The 18,255-nt window shown below is 70.0% G+C and carries 13 protein-coding genes and 2 pseudogenes; 9 read left to right on the top strand and 6 right to left on the bottom strand.

Annotated features, from left to right (window positions below; translation table 11 throughout):
* Nucleotides 1–297 precede the first annotated feature (297 nt).
* From OG618_RS00325 to OG618_RS00315, 3 genes are all read right to left on the bottom strand, one after another.
* On the bottom strand, nucleotides 298–2,052 hold the full coding sequence (locus OG618_RS00325; RefSeq protein WP_329485037.1) for a trypsin-like serine protease: 1,755 nt from the start codon (nucleotides 2,050–2,052) through the stop codon (nucleotides 298–300).
* Nucleotides 2,053–2,142: 90 nt separating this feature from the next.
* Nucleotides 2,143–3,765 (bottom strand): trypsin-like serine protease, encoded by a 1,623-nt coding sequence (locus OG618_RS00320; RefSeq protein ID WP_329485036.1) that lies wholly within the window; start codon nucleotides 3,763–3,765, stop codon nucleotides 2,143–2,145.
* 203 nt (nucleotides 3,766–3,968) lie between these two features.
* Nucleotides 3,969–4,520, bottom strand: a complete 552-nt coding sequence (locus OG618_RS00315; protein ID WP_329485034.1) for a hypothetical protein — start codon at nucleotides 4,518–4,520, stop codon at nucleotides 3,969–3,971.
* A 384-nt stretch (nucleotides 4,521–4,904) separates the two neighbouring features.
* On the opposite strand from OG618_RS00315, the gene OG618_RS00310 reads away from it, so the two are divergent.
* The 4 genes from OG618_RS00310 to OG618_RS00295 all read left to right on the top strand — a co-directional run bounded on the left by OG618_RS00310 (nucleotide 4,905) and on the right by OG618_RS00295 (nucleotide 10,338).
* Nucleotides 4,905–8,906 carry a polymorphic toxin-type HINT domain-containing protein gene (locus OG618_RS00310; protein ID WP_329491965.1) on the top strand — a complete coding sequence of 1,334 codons (4,002 nt, stop codon included), beginning with the start codon at nucleotides 4,905–4,907 and terminating at the stop codon, nucleotides 8,904–8,906.
* The gene (locus OG618_RS00305; RefSeq protein ID WP_329485033.1) at nucleotides 8,903–9,244 is read left to right on the top strand and encodes a hypothetical protein; all 342 of its coding nucleotides are present in this window, start codon (nucleotides 8,903–8,905) and stop codon (nucleotides 9,242–9,244) included. The genes OG618_RS00310 and OG618_RS00305 overlap by 4 nt, the downstream gene beginning before the upstream one ends.
* Before the next feature lie 293 nt (nucleotides 9,245–9,537).
* Nucleotides 9,538–9,726, top strand: coding sequence for a hypothetical protein (locus OG618_RS00300; protein ID WP_329491964.1), 189 nt, complete (start codon nucleotides 9,538–9,540; stop codon nucleotides 9,724–9,726).
* Between the two features lie 330 nt (nucleotides 9,727–10,056).
* Nucleotides 10,057–10,338 carry a hypothetical protein gene (locus OG618_RS00295; RefSeq protein WP_329485032.1) on the top strand — a complete coding sequence of 94 codons (282 nt, stop codon included), beginning with the start codon at nucleotides 10,057–10,059 and terminating at the stop codon, nucleotides 10,336–10,338.
* A 511-nt stretch (nucleotides 10,339–10,849) separates the two neighbouring features.
* On the opposite strand, the pseudogene OG618_RS00290 reads toward OG618_RS00295, so the two are convergent.
* Nucleotides 10,850–11,044, bottom strand: a pseudogene (locus tag OG618_RS00290) (transposase); the annotation flags it as partial.
* Between the two features lie 352 nt (nucleotides 11,045–11,396).
* Here OG618_RS00290 and OG618_RS00285 point away from each other — a divergent pair.
* The 5 genes and pseudogenes from OG618_RS00285 to OG618_RS00260 all read left to right on the top strand — a co-directional run bounded on the left by OG618_RS00285 (nucleotide 11,397) and on the right by OG618_RS00260 (nucleotide 15,130).
* On the top strand, nucleotides 11,397–11,699 hold the full coding sequence (locus OG618_RS00285; protein WP_329485031.1) for a hypothetical protein: 303 nt from the start codon (nucleotides 11,397–11,399) through the stop codon (nucleotides 11,697–11,699).
* A pseudogene (locus OG618_RS37935) lies at nucleotides 11,671–12,197 on the top strand (DUF6879 family protein). Before OG618_RS00285 ends, OG618_RS37935 begins: the two are co-directional and overlap by 29 nt.
* A 95-nt stretch (nucleotides 12,198–12,292) precedes the next feature.
* On the top strand, nucleotides 12,293–13,072 hold the full coding sequence (locus OG618_RS00270) for a helix-turn-helix domain-containing protein (protein ID WP_329485030.1): 780 nt from the start codon (nucleotides 12,293–12,295) through the stop codon (nucleotides 13,070–13,072).
* A 258-nt stretch (nucleotides 13,073–13,330) separates the two neighbouring features.
* Nucleotides 13,331–13,756, top strand: a complete 426-nt coding sequence (locus tag OG618_RS00265; protein WP_329485029.1) for an ATP-binding protein — start codon at nucleotides 13,331–13,333, stop codon at nucleotides 13,754–13,756.
* Nucleotides 13,757–13,996: 240 nt separating this feature from the next.
* Nucleotides 13,997–15,130, top strand: a complete 1,134-nt coding sequence (locus tag OG618_RS00260) for a methyltransferase domain-containing protein (protein ID WP_329485028.1) — start codon at nucleotides 13,997–13,999, stop codon at nucleotides 15,128–15,130.
* Nucleotides 15,131–15,507: 377 nt separating this feature from the next.
* Here OG618_RS00260 and OG618_RS00255 read toward each other — a convergent pair whose 3' ends face one another.
* Both OG618_RS00255 and OG618_RS00250 read right to left on the bottom strand, forming a co-directional pair.
* Complete coding sequence (locus OG618_RS00255; RefSeq protein ID WP_442906713.1) at nucleotides 15,508–15,822, bottom strand: HNH endonuclease family protein; 315 nt, start codon at nucleotides 15,820–15,822, stop codon at nucleotides 15,508–15,510.
* Between the two features lie 266 nt (nucleotides 15,823–16,088).
* Nucleotides 16,089–18,152: an AAA family ATPase gene (locus tag OG618_RS00250; protein ID WP_329485027.1), complete on the bottom strand. Its 2,064-nt coding sequence runs from the start codon at nucleotides 18,150–18,152 to the stop codon at nucleotides 16,089–16,091.
* Nucleotides 18,153–18,255: the final 103 nt, after the last annotated feature.

Here is an 18,255-nt window from a genome sequence, read left to right as displayed (position 1 = left end):
GCGGGCGGAGGCTGTGCTTGGTGTTGCTACCGGTGTGGGCCGGCGGCCGGGGGTGTGAAGGCCGGCCGTTGACCGTGAGGGAGTGGCCGTGCCCCGAGCGGTCCCTGACCGCCCGCTGGGCGTGGTTCCTCGGGCGGGGCGGCGGACGCCGCATCACCGGGTGGGTGCCCGGTGATGCGGCGGTCCTGCGCCTACGGGCGGTGCCGGTGCTCCCGTCGCCGGCTGGCGGGCGGGTCTAGCCTGTCCCGCCTGCGCCCCCGTCGGGAGGGGTTCTGTCCTGGGGGCGCGGGGCGTGTCCTAGAGGAGGGTCCAGCCTTCGTCGGCGGGGTCGACGGCCCAGAGGGTGTTGTTGGTGTCGCGGATGTAGGTGACCAGGTGGTGGTCGGCCGGGTCTTCGACGGTGTTGGGCTTGGTGTCGGGGGCCATGACGGTGCCTGCGGGGGTGCGGTCGTACTGGGTCCAGCCGTCGCCGGAGCCCTGGGGTTCGAAGGAGTTGAGGTAGTTGTCGGGGCCGTTGACGTGGACGACGACGACGATGTGGTTGTTGATCGGGTTGATGCTCGCGACGGGGTCGGTGGCGGCCTTGGCGCCGTGGTCGAGCCAGCCGGCGCCGAGGGGGTCGACGGACCACAGGTGGTTGGCGGTGTCGCGGATGTAGGTGGTGAAGTGCCCGTTGGCGGGGTCGACCACGGTGCTGGGGACGGCGTCGAAGGCCATGGCGGTGCCCGAACCGGTGGTCGTGAACTCGGTGCGTCCGGCGCCGCGTTCGTCGATGGAGTTCAGCCGGTTGTTCGGGCCGTTGAGGAAGACGACGACATGGCCGTCGTTGGGGTTGACCACGGGGGAGGGGTCGGCGGCGGCGATCGGACCGAGGTTGTGCCAGCCCTCTCCCTGCGGGTCGACGGACCACAGGTGGCTGTCGGTGTCACGGATGTAGGTGACGAGGTGCCCGTCGGCCGGGTCGACGACGGTGCGCGGGACGGCGTTCGGTGCCAGCACGGTGCCCGCGGAAGTGGTGGTGAACTGGGTCCACCGGGCGGCCTGCTGGTCGTAGGACCAGAGCCGGTTGTTCGGCCCGTTGACGTAGACGACGACGTGGTTGTCGGCCGGGTTGACCAGGGCGGTCGGGGAGCCGGCGGCGTAGGCGCCGAGGTCGCGCCAGCCCTCGCCCTTGGGGTCGACGGACCACAGGTGGTTGACGCTGTCCTGGACGAAGGTGACCAGGTGCTTGTCGGCGGGGTCGGCGATCGTGAACGGCGACCCGGCCAGGACAGACCCGGACGGCGTCGTGTGACGGGTCTTGTTCACCCATGAGGCGAGGTCGTCGGTGCGGGTGCTGGAGGTGCCGGTGCGGGTCTCGGTCTCGCCGAGGCAGCCGCCTTGCCAGGAGCGGGAGGCGACGGCGACGAGCTCGGCCTTGCCGTTCGTCTCGCGCAGGAGCGGGGCGCCGGTGTCGCCCTTGCAGACGGCCGCGCCGTTCACGCCGGTGGTGTCGATCGCGGTGGGCCGGGCGGTGTCGAGGGTGAAGGTGCCGGTGTGGAGCTTGGTGGGGACCCATTCGGTCTTGGTGCGCCCGTAGGCGGGCATGCGCAGGCTCTGGCCACTGGTGGGTGCGGTGGTGGCGAGCGGGAGGGTGGTGATGCCGTCGACGGGGGTGGCGAGGCGGGCCATGACGAGGTCGCGGTCCTGCCGGGGCACCAGTTCGACGATGTCGGCCTGCTGGCCGGCGCCGGTGGTGAGGTCGGTGCGCCCGACGGTGGCGGTGGTGCGCCACTTCGGCGCGCCGGCGGCGAGGTTCTGCGGTTGGGCGGGGTCGTCGGCGAAGCAGGACGCCGCGGTGATGATCCAGTTGCGGTCCACCAGCGCGCCGGTGCAGGCACGGAAAGTGTCACCGATCGATATCTTGGCGGTGAAGGCGTAGGAGCCGTCGGCCGCCGGGTCGGCGGAGACGGCAACGGCCGGTGTGCTCAAGCCGGCGGTGAGGGTGCCTGCGGCGATGCTGATGGCGAGGAGGCCCGCACGCCAGGTGCGGGCTGAGGTGGTGCGAGACATGATGCGGTTCCCTGAAGCCGGATGCGGATGGTGGTTTGCGGGGGCCCAGACCGTGTTGGTCCGGGCCCCGCAAACCACGAGGTATGTAGGTCAGCCGGTGGTGGCGGCGGTGAGGGCCTTGACACCGACGGCGCCGCCGGGGACCTCGCTCCACTCGGTCCAGCGGCCGGCGTTGTAGTCGGCGTCGCGCTGGTAGACCTTGTAGTCCTCGTTGATGGCGATGACGTGGACGACGTTGTTCTCAGCGCTGCTGGTGATGGCCCTCAGCTTGTTGTCGCTGACCTTGCTCCAGGCGGGGTCCCAGTGGCCGGCGTCGAAGTTCCCGTTGGTGGTGTACAGGGAACCCTCGGCGCCGATGATCTGCAGATCGACGATGTTGCCGCGGGCACTGGCGGTGATGTCCTCGACGCCGACGGCGTTGCCGGGGATCTCACCCCACGCGGTCCAGCTGCCGTCGAGGTTGTTGTCGCGGGTATAGACCCGGCGGTCCTCGTTGACGGCGAAGACGTGGACGGCACCGTTGGCGGTGGTGGCGCTGGTGATGGCCTTCAGGTTGTTGGTGTCGACACGATCCCACGAGGGCCTCCAGTAGCCGGCGGCGTAGTCGACGCCGGTGCTGTAGAGGGAGCCGTCGGAGCCGATGATCTGCAGGCCGACCATGGTGCCGCGGGCGGTGGCGGTGATGCCGCTGACTCCCGCCGCGCCGCCGGGGACCTCACCCCACGGCGTCCAGGTGCCGCCGACCTTTCCGTCACGGGTGTACACATGGCCGTCGGAGCCCACGACGAAGATGTGGAGGGTGTCGCCGATGGCGACGGTGTCGACAGCGGCCAGCGTACCGCTGGTGACCGGAGACCAACTTCCGCCCGTCCTGGGGCCCACGACGGTGTCCCACAGTGTGTCGTTGGCCCCGACGACCTGCACGTGGGTACCTGCCTGCACGTCTGCCGTACGCAGCCGCAGCTCCTTCACCCATGAGGCGAGGTCGTCGGTGCGGGTGCTGGAGGCGCCGGTGCGGGTCTCGGTCTCGCCGAGGCAGCCGCCTTGCCAGGAGCGGGAGGCTATGGCGACGAGTTCGGCCTTGCCGTTCGTCTCGCGCAGGAGCGGGGCGCCGGTGTCGCCCTTGCAGACGGCTGAGCCGTTCACGCCGGTGGTGTCGATCGCGGTGGGCCGGGCGGTGTCGAGGGTGAAGGTGCCGGTGTGGAGCTTGTTGGGGACCCACTCGGTCCTGGTGCGCCCGTAGGCGGGCATGAGCAGGCTCTGGCCACTGGTGGGTGCGGTGGTGGCGAGCGGGAGGGTGGCGATGCCGTCGACAGGGGTGGCGAGGCGGGCCATGACGAGGTCGCGGTCCTGCCGGGGCACCAGTTCGACGATGTCGGCCTGCTGGCCGGCGCCGGTGGTGAGGTCGGTGCGCCCGACGGTGGTGGTGGTGCGCCACTTCGGCGCGCCGGCGGCGAGGTTCTGCGGTTGGGCGGGGTCGTCGGCGAAGCAGGACGCCGCGGTGATGATCCATTTACGGTCCACCAGCGCGCCGGTACAGGCACGGATGTTGTCGCCGATTGCGACGCGCGCGGTGTAGGCATAGGAGCCGTTGCTGGCGGGGTCGCCGGCCGTGGCGCCGGCGGTGGGGACGGAGAACGTGGTCAGGGCACCGATGAGTATTGCTGAGAGAACGCCGGCCCTGAGGGCGGGGTGTATGAGTTTGCGGGACAAGGGGTTCGGTCTCCGATGAGTGAGGGAGGCTCTGGTGGTTAACGGCGTGCGCTCACGGCCTGCCGACTACTTCGATCACAAGGGGGCTCTGTCTCTCGCGTGCTTCGGCGGGCGCAGTTCTGGCCCCGAGAGTCCCGGCGTGCCGTCGGGTCGGTCCGAAGATGACGGTCGAGGCCAGTCATCACGAGGGGACGGCTGGAGGCTCAGCTGGTGACGCGCAGTTCGACGAGCACGGAGCGCTGCCCGCCGGGCACGCTCTCCCCGACCGGCTGGGCCGAGTTGGGGGCGACGTTCACCAGCGTCTCGTGCCCGGAGGCGACCAGCTTGGCGCTGACCGAGCGTTCCTCGGTCCAGAAGCCGTAGACGCTCGGGAGCTCCATCGCGAGGTAGCCCGTGGTGCCGGAGACGGTGAAGCAGTATCCGTTCTTGTCGTCGATACGGGACTCGACGAAGATGTCGTTCGCTCCCTGGCAAGCGGCCTGCGTGTTGTTCTCGACGCCCTCCTTCAGCCGGATACGTCCATCGCCTTGCTTCAAGGTGACCTTGCGTTCCGTCAGAATCCGTGCGGCGCCTGGGTGCTGGAAGTCCTCAATGGCAAGTGGGATCGTCTCATTCGTTGTTGAACCGACGGCGGACGGCGTTACCGTCACACCGGTGGTGGCCTGTGCGGCTGGCAGCGAGGAAGATACGACGTACGCCATCAGGATGCTGGCGCTACCAGCCAGGATGGTCTTCCGGAAACGGGATTCAAGCAAGGAAATTCCTTTGAGTTTGAGTCAATGCGGGGAAAGTTCCCCGGCGTTCGCGCCCTTGTTCGGGCACGAGTAGAGCATGCGTAAGATATCAGCACCCCCCGGCTGAGGGAGATCCTGCTTCGCATAGGCGGCCTTGTATGGCGGGGTGGCTGTTCGTTGACGACAAGATGCACCAATGGGCGGTGTCTTGTCACTCTGCGTCCCTGTGAGCGATTGATACTTCGTTCACGTTTACTCACATTGTGCCCGTTTTGAGAGGGATTGACATTGAATCACCCATTGCGTTCTTTGGGAGCGCCAGGCATCTCCAGAAGAAAACGGCGCCGTGACAGGAGGAACGCCGGACTGCGCGGTGCTTTGGCCGGTCTGCTGTCCGTGACGCTCATGGTCGGCCTGTTCAGTGCGGCGCCCGCCTTCGCGACAGAGCCTGATGCCGGTTCGAGCGCGTCCTCGCTGACAGACCGTGGTCGTGTCGTCAGTTTGTGGCTGAGCGGCGGCCCCGGTGTCAGCGCGGCCGCCGAGGCCGCGCTGACCGGGTCGGATGAGGACGTCAAGCGGTTCCTGGACGCCGGCCTGGACATCGAGGAGTACCACGACCAGCGGGTAAGCGCTTTCCAGATGTTCAGTCTCGGTGGGGCCGGGGTCCGTGAGGCGGCCACCAGGGCGCTGAAGGGAACCGAGGAGGAACTGCGCGCCTTCCTCAAGGACGGCTGGGTGGCCCCGCTGGACCAGGACCGCCGGGTCGAGGCGTTCCAGCTCATCGCCACCGGAGGGGTGAGCGTCAAGGAACAGGCCACCGCCGCCCTGAAGGGCACTCCCGGTGACGTCAAGCGGTATCTCGAAGAGGGCCAGTTCGACGCCGCGAAGACCGACAATCGCGTCCGCGCGTTCCAGCTCATAGCCACCGGCGGGCCGGCCACGCGAGAGGCGGCGAAGGTCGCGCTGCGGGGCACGCCCGCCGATGTCACCGAGTTCCTGGCTGTCGGCCAGTTTGTGGCCCTCGCCCGTGACCAGGAGCGGGCGACGATCTCCCAGCTGGCCGAACAGGCTCAGCAGGCCGGCAAAGAGGCCCAGGTCGCCAAGGAAGCCGCCAAGACGGCTTCCGCCCGCGCGGTCGACAGCTCTCGTCTCGCCAAGGAGGCCGCCGAGACCGCGGCCAGGGAGACCGAGGCCGCCGGGCAGGACCTGGCCCGCGTCAAGGAAGCGGCCGCACGCGCGGCCGACGCGGCCGAAGGCGCGGCCGCGGCAGCCGGCCAGGCAACCGCCGCCGCGGCCGCCGCCAACCAGGCCTCCCGAACCGCCGCCAGCGCCGCCAGCGCCGCCGCCAGCGCCGCGGGGGGCGCCGCCCTCGCGGCGGCCAACGCCCGCAAGGCCGCCAATGCCGCCGCCTCCGACCGGAACAAGGCAGCCGAAGCGCGCCAGCGGGCCGAAGAGGCGCGCAACGCCGCCAGTGACGCCCAGCGTGCCGCGGACGCCGCGGACAGCGCCGGAGTCGCCTCCCAGGCCGCCCGCGAGGCCTCGAACGCGGCCAAGAGCGCCGGCGCGGACGCGAACGCGGCCGCCGGATCCGCGGAGAAGGCCGGCCAACTGGCGAACGCCGCAGGCGCGAACGACAAGCGCGCCCAGGCCGCCGCCGACCAGGCCCGCCGCCAGGCCAAGGAGGCCAACCGCGCCGCGACCGCGTCTGCGGCCCTGGCCGACCAGTCTGCCCAGGCTGCCTTCCAGGCCCGTGACGCGGCCCGCTCCGCGGCCACCCATGCCCAGAACGCCGCCACCGCCGCCGACCAGGCGGCCGAACACGCCGGTGAATCCGCCACCTCCGCCGCCGAGGCCACCCGTCAGGCCGAGGCGGCCCGCGCCGCCGCCGCCGCGGCGAGCGCGGCGGTGACCACGGCGGGCAGCGTTTACGACCTCGCCCGCAGGACCGAGGCCGAGGACCTCACCGCCCGCACCGCTGCCGCTCTCGAGGGTGTACGTGTGATGAAGGCAGCGGACGACGAGGCCATCGGCGGCGTCGGCACCCTTCTCGCCGACTGGAGGGCCCGCGACCAGGAGGCCGCCGACCTGGCCGCCGATGCCGCCCGGCCCGGCGCCGACCCCAAGACTGTGGCTGCCAAGGGCCGCAAGGTCGCGATCCAGACGATGCGGAGCGGCGGTCCCTGGAGTCTGGAAGCCGCCAAGGCCGCCCTGTCCGGCTCCGACGAGGCGGTCGTGGACTGGGTGCGCAGCGGGCGGCACAAGGCCGAACTGGACGACATGCGCCAGAGCGTGCTCGAGCTCGCGCAGGACAGTCCCGACGAGGCCGTGCGCACCGCCGCCACCGCCGCGTTGAAGGGCACCCCCCAGCAGATCGAGGCGTTCTTCACCACCGGCCAGCACGAGGCCGCGGCCACCGACAACCGTGTCCGCGCCTATCAGCTGATCGCCACCGGCGGGCCCAGCGTCAAGGAGGCCGCTGAGAAGGCCCTGCGGGAAGGCTCACCCAAGGCTGTCGCCGGGTTCCTGATGATGGGCCAGTACACCGCCCGGCAGACCGACGAACGCGTCCAGGCCTTCCAAGCGCTCGCCGCCGGCGGCCCGGAGGTCCAGTCCGCGGCCAAGCTCGCCCTCGCAGGCCCCCCCGACCTCGTCACCTCCTTCCTGCAGACCGGCCGGTACATGGCCGACCGCAAGGACCAACTAGCAGCCACCCACGCCGCGCAGATGCGCCGCCTCATCGCCGAGGCGTCCCAGACCGTGGCCAGGGCCCAGCAGGACGCCTGGGAGGCCACCGCCGCCGCAGCCGTCGCCAACAACGCCGCCGCCGAGGCCGAGGCCGCGAGCGGCCAAGCCCGCACCTACGCCGGCCAGGCCGGGCAGTACGCCGCCGATGCCAAGGCGTCTGCCCAGGACGCCGAAGCCTCCGCGACCCGCGCCGGCCAGTCCGCCACCACCGCCCGCAACGCCGCCCAGACCGCGAGCACCGACGCCGGAAAGGCCGCCGTCTCCGCGGTGCGGGCCCGAACCTCCGCTGCGCAGGCGCGCTGGTCGGCCGTGACCGCCCGCACCGCCGCGGACAGCGCCTACGCCTCCGCACGCGCGGCGGGCAAGGATGCCACCCAGGCCCAGGACGCCGCCGACGAGGCCTGGGCCATCACGGCCGAGAAGCAGAGCCAGGAACGTCAGGCGGAAGTCGCCGCCGAGGAAATCTGGCTTCAGGGCGAAGCAAAGAAGATCGCCGACGAACTCCAGAAGACTCTCAACGAGGAAATAGAGAGGCTCGCCGACAAGGCACGTTACGACGCCTTTATGGCAGAGCGGTACAGTCGCTATGACTGCCACTCCATCGTTCCCAAGCCGATCGATGTCACCCTGTACTGCGCGGACAGGAATGGTCAGGAGAAGGACGAGGCATCGCGCTGGCTCGGCCCGGTCCTCGGAACGCTCTATCTCTACCGGGACGAGCTGCAGCTTGTCACCACCGTCACCAAATCCTTGCTGGGCTTCGACTCTGCCGAAGAGTGCATCAAGCAGAAGAACGCCGTCTCCTGTGTCGAACTCGCGGCCGGCCTCTTCCCCGCCGGAAAAGCAGCAAAGCTTGCTCAAGTCCTGAAGAAGGCCAAAACCCTCGAGGAAACTGCAGCGGCATCACGCCTCAGTCGAGCGGCGGCGGACTGTCTGCGGCGGGCAAACAGCTTCCCCGCCGGCACCCCCGTCCTCATGGCGGACGGCTCGGCCGTCCCCATCGAGAAAGTCCGTGCCGGAGACCACGTGCTGGCTACGGACCCCGATACCGGTGAAACCGGCGCCCGTCGCGTCGACGCCACTATCTACACGCCGGATGACCGAGAATTCACCGACCTCAGTGTCACATCGGCGGACGGTGCCACTGGAGCATTGACGGCCACCGACCATCACCCCTTCTGGGTCGAGAACGACTCGAAGTGGGTTGACGCTGGCGATCTCGGTATCGGCAACACCCTGCGCACCCCGAGCGGACGTAGCGTAGATGTGACCGGGGTCAAGAGCCGTACAGGGCTCGACTCAGCCTACAATCTGACCGTCCAGGATCTTCACACGTATTATGTGCTGGCCGGGAATGCGCCGGTCCTCGTTCACAATAGCAGTGGACTGTGTGGCGTATGGAAGTCCGAGTTTGACAATCTTCCAAAGGGGAAGCAGGGGCATGTTCGGGAAATGCCCGATGAGCAGACAATGCGTGCCGCCTTCGATCGATGGACTGCTGGCGCCGAGCAGCTCCCGGCGCGAGGCCCAAAGATCCCTGAAGTTTATCGACTTGAAGATGGTACTGTGATTCAGTGGAGAACGGCATCTGCCTCCGGTGGGGCGACGATCGACATCCAGCCAGGTGCTGGGGGGAAAGCATTGAAGGTTCACTTGCCATGATCGACAAGCATATTTTCGCTGACGTATTGATCGAGGGTCTGGACGACTGGGTCCCAATCGATCAGCTTATCTGGGCAGCACGGGAAGGGGCAGAAGGACGTGCATGGAAAGAATTCTTCGTCGAACTGCTGAAGTTCTTGCTTGAAAGTGATCTTATCCAGATTGGCGAACTTGCCGAAGATGGATTCTTGCCATGGAAGGGTGGGGTCGACGAAGTGGCCCAGGTGGTAGTTGACGACCTTGAGAGCCTCTCGTGGGAGCCTAAGCTGGGCAGTCGCGCCTGGATCGCAAACACGGAATCAGGTAATGAAATCGCGAGACCACTGATCGATCGCTAATTCGGCTTCGGTCCGAGGGTGTTACTTCTCGGCCCACGTGCGGTGACCTGGCGTCCGTGAAATTCGAGCACGCACTTTTCCCTTCAGATCTGAAGCCCACCAGCCGTGACCGGTGAGGATTCGGCCGTACCTGGCGGCAGTGGTTGATAGCAACGGCGGCGTAACTCCTGGTTCCGCCGCCGTTGCTATCAGACTTCAGGCCGCGTTTGAGATCTGCCGTAGCCTGCTGCCAGTAGAGCGAGAGGGAGGGGAAGTGGGCTACGGGCGTGGGCCTTGCTCTCAGCGGGGGCTTCGTGAGTAGGCGTCGCTATGTGGCCAGAGGCGTGCCTGGCGGGTACCGCATCTGGGACAACCGAGGGCGCCGGTGGTGGGGTGACCTGTACGAGCTCTGCCCCGACGACCTCACTGCTGAACTGAACGGCGAGGCCGACCCGGCGAGGCTTACCGCTCTCCTCAAGCGATACAGAGCCCAGAAGCGGTAGGGCCAACGTCATGACAAGAGGCGAAGGGGTCGTGGGCCCGGTCGCTGAGCGGGCCGGCCTCGGGTGATCCTGCGGATCATGACGCCGATCATCGCCCAGCGGATCATGGTCTCCGAGCGGGCCGGGCTGGTTTCGTAGTCGCGGGCGAGGCCGTGAAGGCGGAGGCTGACGACGAGATCGAGGCCAGCTCGTTCCGCGCCATCTGGCGCGTCCTGCGGGCTCTGGCCGCCCACGCCGTCCGGGTGGTCGGCAGGATCACCGTGCTGCGCACCCGCCGGGTGGGGGAGAAGGACGACGACCTCACCGCGCCGGCGGCCGGCGAGGACACGGGTGTCGGGGCAGGCCAGGGACGCCGAGCTGTCGGCGGGGGAGTCGCCGGTGGACTGGCTGCGGATCAAGGCCCGCAAGCACGCCGCCCGGATCCTGCAGACGGTGAAGCTGCGCGCCTTCAACCCGCGCGCCACCGAGTGGCAGCGGATGTTCGCCCTGGCACCGATGGGCGCGGGTCCAGCCAGCCGCCCCGCCGGCGCACACCCGGGAGTGCTCCGCCTGGCGCCAGGGCGGTACCGCGCCAGCGCCGACAGAGTCGCGGCGGTGTGCGCGGGAGCATGAAGGGGTGACCACTACCAGCCCCCGTTACCGGGCCGGGGCCGTCGTCGAGGAGATCGCCCGGCCGGGTCGACGCCTGCTTGTCGTGGCGGTGGGGGAGGAGGGCCTACCTGGTGCGGCGCCTCGACGCGCCGGCACCCGGGCGCCCGGACGTCGAACCGCGGGAGAGCGCGTGGGCCCACGCCGGCTGCGAGGCCGTCACCCGCCCGGTCGGACGCCACAACGACCGGCCCTGGGGGAGTGGACTGACTCGACAACGCCCGTCCCGGCTCGCTCACCGACGCCTGGCCCGGCTGCCCCGTCGGCACCGAGCCGTTCGGGTTCTCGCTGTCTGGCTGGTGACCGAGACCGCTTCCGTTCGTTGAACGGGTGAACGCGCCGACCAGGGCGTGCGGCGATGCCCTTCTTCACACGACTCGGTACGTACACTCCCACGGCACCGAGCCGGCAAGGGCATCGCCCGCCGGTGCGGCCGGCCGCACACCGGCCGCCCCGAACCCGCCGCCCGAACACAGTCGTGCGGCAGGTACTCCCACGGGAGGCCGGTCCGGTTGACGTAGAGGATCGCGTTCACGATCTCCCGCAGGTCATGAACCCGGGCTGCCACACCAGGACCGTTGCGGCGAGCCCGCCAGGCTATGAAGACCGGCTCGATCAGGCGCCATCGAGCATCGGACACGTCACTGCGATACGGGCGTCGAGGAGTCACGGGCCCTGCAACGACTGACTGGCGGTCCGGTCGCTCACCTGGGACAAACCGACCACAACGTGGATCAGATGTCCTCTTACTCCACCCCCGAGTAGCGGCCCCGAAAGCCGGCCGGGAAGGTGGGGGTATGGCCATCATGGTGTTTCGTACAGCGCATCCCGACCGGGCGCCTCGTGGTACCCGCAGAACCTGAGCCAGTGGGTGTGTCCGCGACGCGCTACCCCCCTGCGGTCGGCCTGACCGCTTCTCTCGGCCCGAAGTAAGAAATTCCTACCTCGGGCCTCTCATGCCCCCGTGCCGCCTGGCTGCGCCCGCACGCCCTTGACGGGCCGTCAGACCTGCGGAACGTGGCGTGCAAGTGACCGCAACTGGCTTGGTTCTGGAGGGCGTCATGGGGCTAGATTTCATCGGCATCGACCCGGATACGGGTAAAGAGGGGTCACCGAGGGTGTGGCTCGACCGCGCCAATCGCAGGATCGTCCTCCAGGGCGTGAAGGCCGAGGAGGACCTGGAGGCCGAGGTCGGCGGGCGCAGTTGGGCACCGGACCACGAGGCCGGCATCCCGGGCCACGAGGCCCTGGTGTGGATTCCCACCCGGATGATCCCGATCTTGCGAAAGGCATGCGATGACGCAGAGCGCGATGGGCTTCTCTGACCTGCTGGCCGCCGCCCGGTACTCGGCGGTCCACCTGGAGCTGCGCGACAGCTACGACGTCCCCGACGAGGCCGAGGCCGTTGAGCGGTTCCGGCTGACCGGCGAGTCCGATCTCGACCCGGAGTCGGAGTACTGGCGGGACTGGACGGCCATGGTGCGCGAGGCGACCGCGCGGGGCGTGGTCATCCGCCGGGCCCGGATCGTGTCCGAGCCGGTCACCCTCTACACGCGCTACCTGCACGCGATGACCCCGGTCTACGTCACAGCCGGTGAGCAGGTCCGATGGCTGGCGCGTCGCAACGCCTGCGACCTGGCGCTGCCCGGCAGCGACTTCTGGCTGTTCGACGACAGGGGCGCGCGGTTTACTGTAACCACTTCACCGGTGACGGCGACCCGCGCACCTCCTACACCGAGGACCCCGCGGTGGCGAAGCTGTGCGCCACCGCGTTCGAGTCGGTCTGGGAGCGGGCCGTCCCGCACGAGCAGTACACCGTCTGAGCCCGCCCGCACCGAGCCGACAGCCCATGCCCACCTCACCCTCCTCCAGCGCCTAGGCCGCCCGGGCGGCGCTCGCCACCCGGCTGCGTGAGCTGATGCTGGACGCCGGGATCGACGGCAAGGAGCTGTCCGCCCGGTGCGGCTGGCACCCCTCCAAGACCTCCCGGATCCTCAGCGGGAAGTCGGCGCCCTCCGAGAGCGACCTGCGCGCCTGGTGCACCGCGTGCGGCGCGGACGACCAGGCCGCCGACCTGATCGCCTCGCTGCGCGCGGTGGAGCTGATGTACCTGGAGTGGCGCCGGGTGCGCCGCGCCGGCATGCGGCAGGTGCAGCAGGAGTCGCTGACCCTGCACCAGCGGACCGCGGTGTGCCGGGCCTACGTCTCCAACGTCGTCCCGGGCATCCTCCAGACCGCCGCCTACGCCACCGCCTTGATGCGCTCGATCACCGAGTTCCAGGGCACCCCGGACGATGTCGCCGACGCGGTAGCCGCCCGCCTCGAGCGCGGCCGGCTGCTCCACGACGGCAGACACCGGTTCGTCATCCTGATCGAGGAGACGGTGCTGCGCTACCGGATCGGCGACGCGGAGACGATGGGCGGCCAGCTCGGCCACCTCTTGGCGGTGATGCCGCTGCCCACGGTCTCGCTCGGGATCATCCCCTTCACCGCGCAGCGCACCGTGTGGCCGCTGGAGGCGTTCTACCTCTTTGACAACGAGGAGGGCTGTGTGGAGACGCTGATCGCCGAGGTCACCGTGACCCAGCCCCGAGAACTCGCCGACTACCACCGCGCCTTCGCCGAGCTGACAAAGATGGCCGTCCACGGCGCAGCGGCCCGAGCCTTCATCACCACCGCGATCGACACCCTCGGGTGAATCACCGCAATCACCCGCAATCGCGTTGAACGCGCCAGCGGTCACTCCCTACCGTCGAACCGTCGCCCGCCGTGACGGACCGGACACCCGGCCCCGGCGGCGAGTTGGGGCCGCTGCGCCCGACTGCCCCCGTCGGCTGGGCGCAGCCGTCACCACCGACGAGAGAGCGGAGAACCGCCGTGGCCGCGCACCGCATACCTGCCCACCGGCCAAGGCTGCGGCCATGCTCGGGCAGCGCAGGCGGGTGCGGGGTTCACGGTGACCACGACCGTTGAGACTCCGACGCTGCCCCCGGCCGCCAGCTCCGCCAGGGTGCTGCTGCCGTATCAGCCGCAGTCCGCCTCGGCGGCCCGGCGCCTGGTGCGCACGACACTGCGCGGGTGGGGGCTGGACGACCTGGTCGAGGCCGGCGAACTGATCGTCAGCGAGCTGGCGGGCAACGCGTCGAAGACCGGGTGCCAGCGGAAGATGACGGTCGCCGTCGAGCGGATCACCGGCCGGTGCGTGCGGATCAGCGTCCGCGACGGCTCCCGTGCCTTGCCCTGCCTGATCGACGCGGGCCTGGCCGCCGTGTCGGGCCGCGGCATGGCCCTGGTCCACCACCTCACCGGCGGGCACTGGGGCGTGACCCTGGAGCCACTCGGTAAAACCGTCCACGCGGACCTGCGCACCCGCCCGACGTAGCCCTCACCACCTGCCCCGGTGCGCCGGGGCGGCCTTCTACTCCTCCCGGACCTCGGGAGGGCACCATCACAGCGACGACAAGGAGCGCGGTATGGAGATCGACGGCGGACACGGCGGCGGAGACTCGGGCGGCGGTGGGAGAGGCGGGGGCGACGGCCACCCGGGCACTCCGTGGACGCCGCCGCCGGACCCGCCGTCCCCGGACGGCACCACTCCGCCCGGGGACGGGGGACACCGCAGGTGACGCTCGCACCTGAGCAGGAGGACCGCCCCGCGCCGGGGCGGTCCTTCCCCGTCGCGGACGCCTGGGCGCCGGCCTTCGACGCGGTCCCGCGCTCGCTGTTCCTGCCGGCCATGGTCTGGGCGCACGACATGGCCACCGGGAAGAGCCGACCCGTCGACCGCACCACCGATGAGCGGGGCTGGCTGGCGGCGGCCGCTGCGGACGTCCCGATCGTCACGCAGTGGGACGACGGTGAGCACCAGGGCGTGAAGCCCGGCACGGTGCCGACCAGCTCGGCGTCACAGCCGTCGCTGGTCGCCTCGATGCTGGACGACCTCCAGGCGAAGCCGGGGATGCGGGTGCTGGAGCAGGGCACTGGCACCGGCTGGAACGCCGCCCTGCTGAGCCACCGGCTCGGCGACGCGAACGTGACCACAGTCGAGGTCGACCCGCAGGTTTCGGCGCAGGCCCGCGCCGCATTGCACGCCGCAGGCTACCGCCCAACCGTCGTCTGCGCGGACGGCGCGCTCGGCTACCCGCCCGGCGCCCCGTACGACCGGATCATCGCGACCTACGGGTTGCGCCAGATCACGCAGGCGTGGATCGAACAGACCCGGCCCGGCGGGCTGATCCTGGCGCCGTTCGGCACCCACTGCTCCAACGCCGACGCCCTGGTCCGCCTCACCGTGGCCAGCGACGGCACCGCGTCCGGCCCGTTCCTCCAGCCGGTCGAGTTCATGAAGATGCGCTCCCAGCGCCTCCAATGGCCGCAGAACCCCGCCGACGGCGGCACCCTCGCCGAGACCACGACCACCGCGACGCTGCCCGCGCACGGCAAGTTCGACCCGTTCCCGCTCGTCGCCGGCCTGCGCCTTGGCGACGTCGTCCACGCGATCCAGCCGCACGAGGACGGCGCCCGCACCCTGTGGCTGTACTCCCTCACCGTCCCGGCCTGGTCGGCGACGACCTTCCGCGACGGCGAGGACGAGCACCAGGTCCGCCAGTACGGCGGCCGCCGCCTCTGGGACGACTTCGAGCAGACCCTCACCTGGTGGCAGCACGCGGGCGAGCCCGGCGTCGACCGGCTCGGACTCACCGTCAACCCGCACGGCTGGCACGCCTGGCTCGACCACCCCGCCCAGCCGATCTGACCCACCTGGTCCCGGCGCCGCGAGCCTGCCCCGCGGCGCCGGACCCGTCACCGACTCGCCGACCGGCTGCGCCCGGCCGTCGCCGCGGCCAGCTGACCTGCTGCTGAACCCTGTCACGGTTCTGCCGGAGGGGGAGCGGCGCGCCCTGCCGCCGGTGACAGTGGTCCTCGACCGCGGCGACGACGCCCGGTTCACCGCCGCCGCGCTGGCCGCCCATCGGCCCCGGGCCGGCCGCATCACCGTCCATCCCACCGTGGGCACGGCCCACACTGCGATCCGACCCCCGAGCGGGCCGCGGGGCCGCCGCGTGTGCCCGGCAGCCTCGGGCCGGGACCGGAGTGGATGTGCCCGGGCAGGGAGCGCAGGCGGCAGTGTGGTCAGCGGGCGAGTTCGACGGTGATGGGCTCGTCGGGGCAGGCAGCGGCGAGGCGGCCCAGGGCAGTCTTCTCACGCGGGTCGGTGGTGAGGGCCCAGCAGGTCTTTACGGTTGTCCAGTCAGTGAGGTAGGTGCAGGCGTAGTGGCCGGCAGGAGGCATCCACTCGGCGACGTCCTTGTCGGCCTTCGAGCGGTTGGACTTGGCGCTGACCGCGATGAGGGAGCGGGGATCGCCGAGGTCGTTGGCGTAGGCCTCGCGCTCCTGCGGACTCCAGGTCGAGGCTCCGGAGTCCCAGGCCTCGGCGAGGGGGACCATGCCTGGAAGGTGCTGGGGGTGGCGCGCGGCTGTCCACTGGGGTTCGCGAAGACCGCCTGGGCTCCCTGGCTGGCGCATGCGGGATCGGAATTCCCTCCTGACCCACCGGGTTCACCAGGTGGCACAAATGGGGGCGGGCTCCCCGTGATCGGGGCGACCGTCTGGCGTTAGAGGCTGGGCGGCTGGGCGGCTGGGCGGCTGGGCCGGCCTGGCGAGCCCCCGTGGCTGGGCAGGCGGGGTCCCGCAGTTTGCAGGCGCTGGCGTGTTCAGCCGACTGGTCGGTTTGAGGGGCTGGCGAGGTGGGTGTGGATCTGTTGGTACAGGTCCGTGACCTCGGTCGGTACCTTGGGGTGGGCGGCCGCGAATGCGACACCGATGCGGGGCTTGCTGGAGCGATGTTCGGCTTGGACGGTCTCCAGCAGGGATTTATCGAGTCGGGCAAGGAAGGCTTCGATCTCGCCGGCCTTCGTTCCGCCGGTGCCGAAGGTGTCGGCCAGAGTGAAGACGCCGGCGCGGTTCCAGTAGGTTCGCCAGGCGGCGAAGTCGGCGTCGGCGGCGGGTGGGTCGTCCGGGGCGAGGCGAAGCTTTCTGAGCTGCTTGCCGAGGTTGGCCGTGGGCGCGAACGCCGGGCCGTCGGCGATGACGGCCCAGGGGATGCCGAACGCCTCCAGGTAGTTGATGTACCCGCCGAAGCTCGCATCGCCGTTCACGTCGACCATCGCGATGTTCGCGCTCCCAGGGTCGCCGAGGCCGCCGGGGTTCTGGCTCCACCACTGGCTCAGGGCGCCGAGTTCGGTGGCCCCTTCGCACAGGATCACCCCCGAGGCGAAAAGCAGTGCTCGCACGTCGGAGAGGAGGAGTCGCTGCATCCAGTTGGCGAGCTGGGGGCGGTGTGCGGCGCTCAGGGAGCTGACGCGGGTGCCGTCGGCCTGCTGGGTGAGGCGTACGACGCGGTCGAGGTCCGTGGCGTCGGAGCAGGGGACCAGGTCGGGGCTGTGTGTGATGACGATGCCCTGCACGCCGGCGAGGTGGCGGGACAGACTGCGTTGCACGGTGGGGTGCAGGTTGACGGCCGGCTCGTCGAGGATGATGACGCGGCCGGGCTCTCCTGCCAGCAGGGTGGCGAGCAGCAGGGACTCCTGGACGCCGGCGCCCGCGAACTGGACGATGCAGGCGCTGCCGGCCGGGCCGACGAGGATGTCGATCGCCATACCCTGGTCGGCGGCGGGGGTGCTGCGCAGGTGCAGGTCGAGACGCGTGATGTCCTTGAAGGTCGTCCGGGCCTGTGCGAAGCGGTGCTGCTCCTCGATGCTGCCGTTCTTGAGGCGGTACAGCTCGGCGGCCACCGCGCTGCCGTCGCGCAGGTCGACGGGACTGCTCAGGCTCGCGAGGGGGAAGTTCCGCGCCAGGGGGAGGCGGCGGTTGTCGGTGAGCACCAGGCCTTGACGCAGTACGGCGGCGAGGACGGAACGGAAGTCGTAGCGTTCCTGCCCTGTGTCGTCGCGGCCCAAGGCGTGCGAGAGCGCCGCGACGGCGGGCGGCTCGATGCCCGAGCCGTCGGTGAGGGCCGGGACGTCGACGGCACGCGCTCTCGTAGGATCGATGTTCGCCATGATGCGGGCGAAGTCGATCGCCGCAGGTTCCGCCTTCCTTCTCTGCGACGACGACTCTGCCCGCAGGAAGTGGTAGATCATCGTCGCCTCAACGGCCCGCTGCTCGGTCCCCACTTCCGTGAACCGCAGCAGCGGCGAAGCAGAGCCTCCCTCCGCCCAAGGCGGAAGCTGTCCGTGGCAGAGCCAGTCGGCGTGGGGTCCGCGGAGGATCCACTGCATCGGCTGGCCGTCGTGGTCGAACTCCCAGGCAGCCCACCAGTGGGTCCGGCGGCGTGCCGAGAACGCGATCCGCAGCGTGCCCCGAAACAGTGACGTGACGGAGTCCGCTGCAACGCCCAACCCCGGGAACAGCGCGAGTACGCCTCTCTCCGGATGCCTCGTCTCAGCATGAGCGTTGAGCGCGTTGGCGGTTACCGCGGCTTCTACGAACAACCGCACCAGCTCCTGCTCGCCGGGCTGGTCCAGCTCGATTTCGAGGCTGACGGTGTAGGCGTCGGCACCGAACCGACCGGCCCGCTCATACAGCTCCAACGGATCGGAGTCTCGGGAGCCGCCAAGTCCGTGCTCCAGGACCAGCAGAGGCAGCGCGACGGCGGCGCCCAGGTTCGACTTCCCGGCACCGTTGGGCCCGGTGACGACCGTCGTCCCGGACCTCAGAGGGAGGTCGAGGGAGGCGAAGGAGAGGAAGTCCTGAGCCGCTATCGAATGAATCTTCATGAGACGCCGTTCGTCCGTGCCTGGCCGATGCGGAGGAGCATGGTAGACCACATCGGTTGGCAATGGGCTTTCGCCTTACAAACGGAGCTCACCGTCCATCCCC

This window comes from Kitasatospora sp. NBC_01246 (assembly GCF_036226505.1).
Lineage (GTDB): Bacteria > Actinomycetota > Actinomycetes > Streptomycetales > Streptomycetaceae > Kitasatospora.
The sequence above is the reverse complement of the archived record's forward strand: the minus strand, read 5'-3'. Positions and strand labels throughout refer to the sequence as shown.

Bases quoted from the DNA above. Each gene is read 5' to 3' on its own strand.
- OG618_RS00325 (WP_329485037.1), bottom strand. From the start codon at position 2,052: ATGTCTCGCACCACCTCAGCCCGCACCTGGCGTGCGGGCCTCCTCGCC.
- OG618_RS00310 (WP_329491965.1), top strand. From the start codon at position 4,905: ATGGTCGGCCTGTTCAGTGCGGCGCCCGCCTTCGCGACAGAGCCTGAT.
- OG618_RS00270 (WP_329485030.1), top strand. From the start codon at position 12,293: ATGCTGGACGCCGGGATCGACGGCAAGGAGCTGTCCGCCCGGTGCGGC.
- OG618_RS00255 (WP_442906713.1), bottom strand. From the start codon at position 15,822: ATGGTCCCCCTCGCCGAGGCCTGGGACTCCGGAGCCTCGACCTGGAGT.
- OG618_RS00305 (WP_329485033.1), top strand. From the start codon at position 8,903: ATGATCGACAAGCATATTTTCGCTGACGTATTGATCGAGGGTCTGGAC.
- OG618_RS00250 (WP_329485027.1), bottom strand. From the start codon at position 18,152: ATGAAGATTCATTCGATAGCGGCTCAGGACTTCCTCTCCTTCGCCTCC.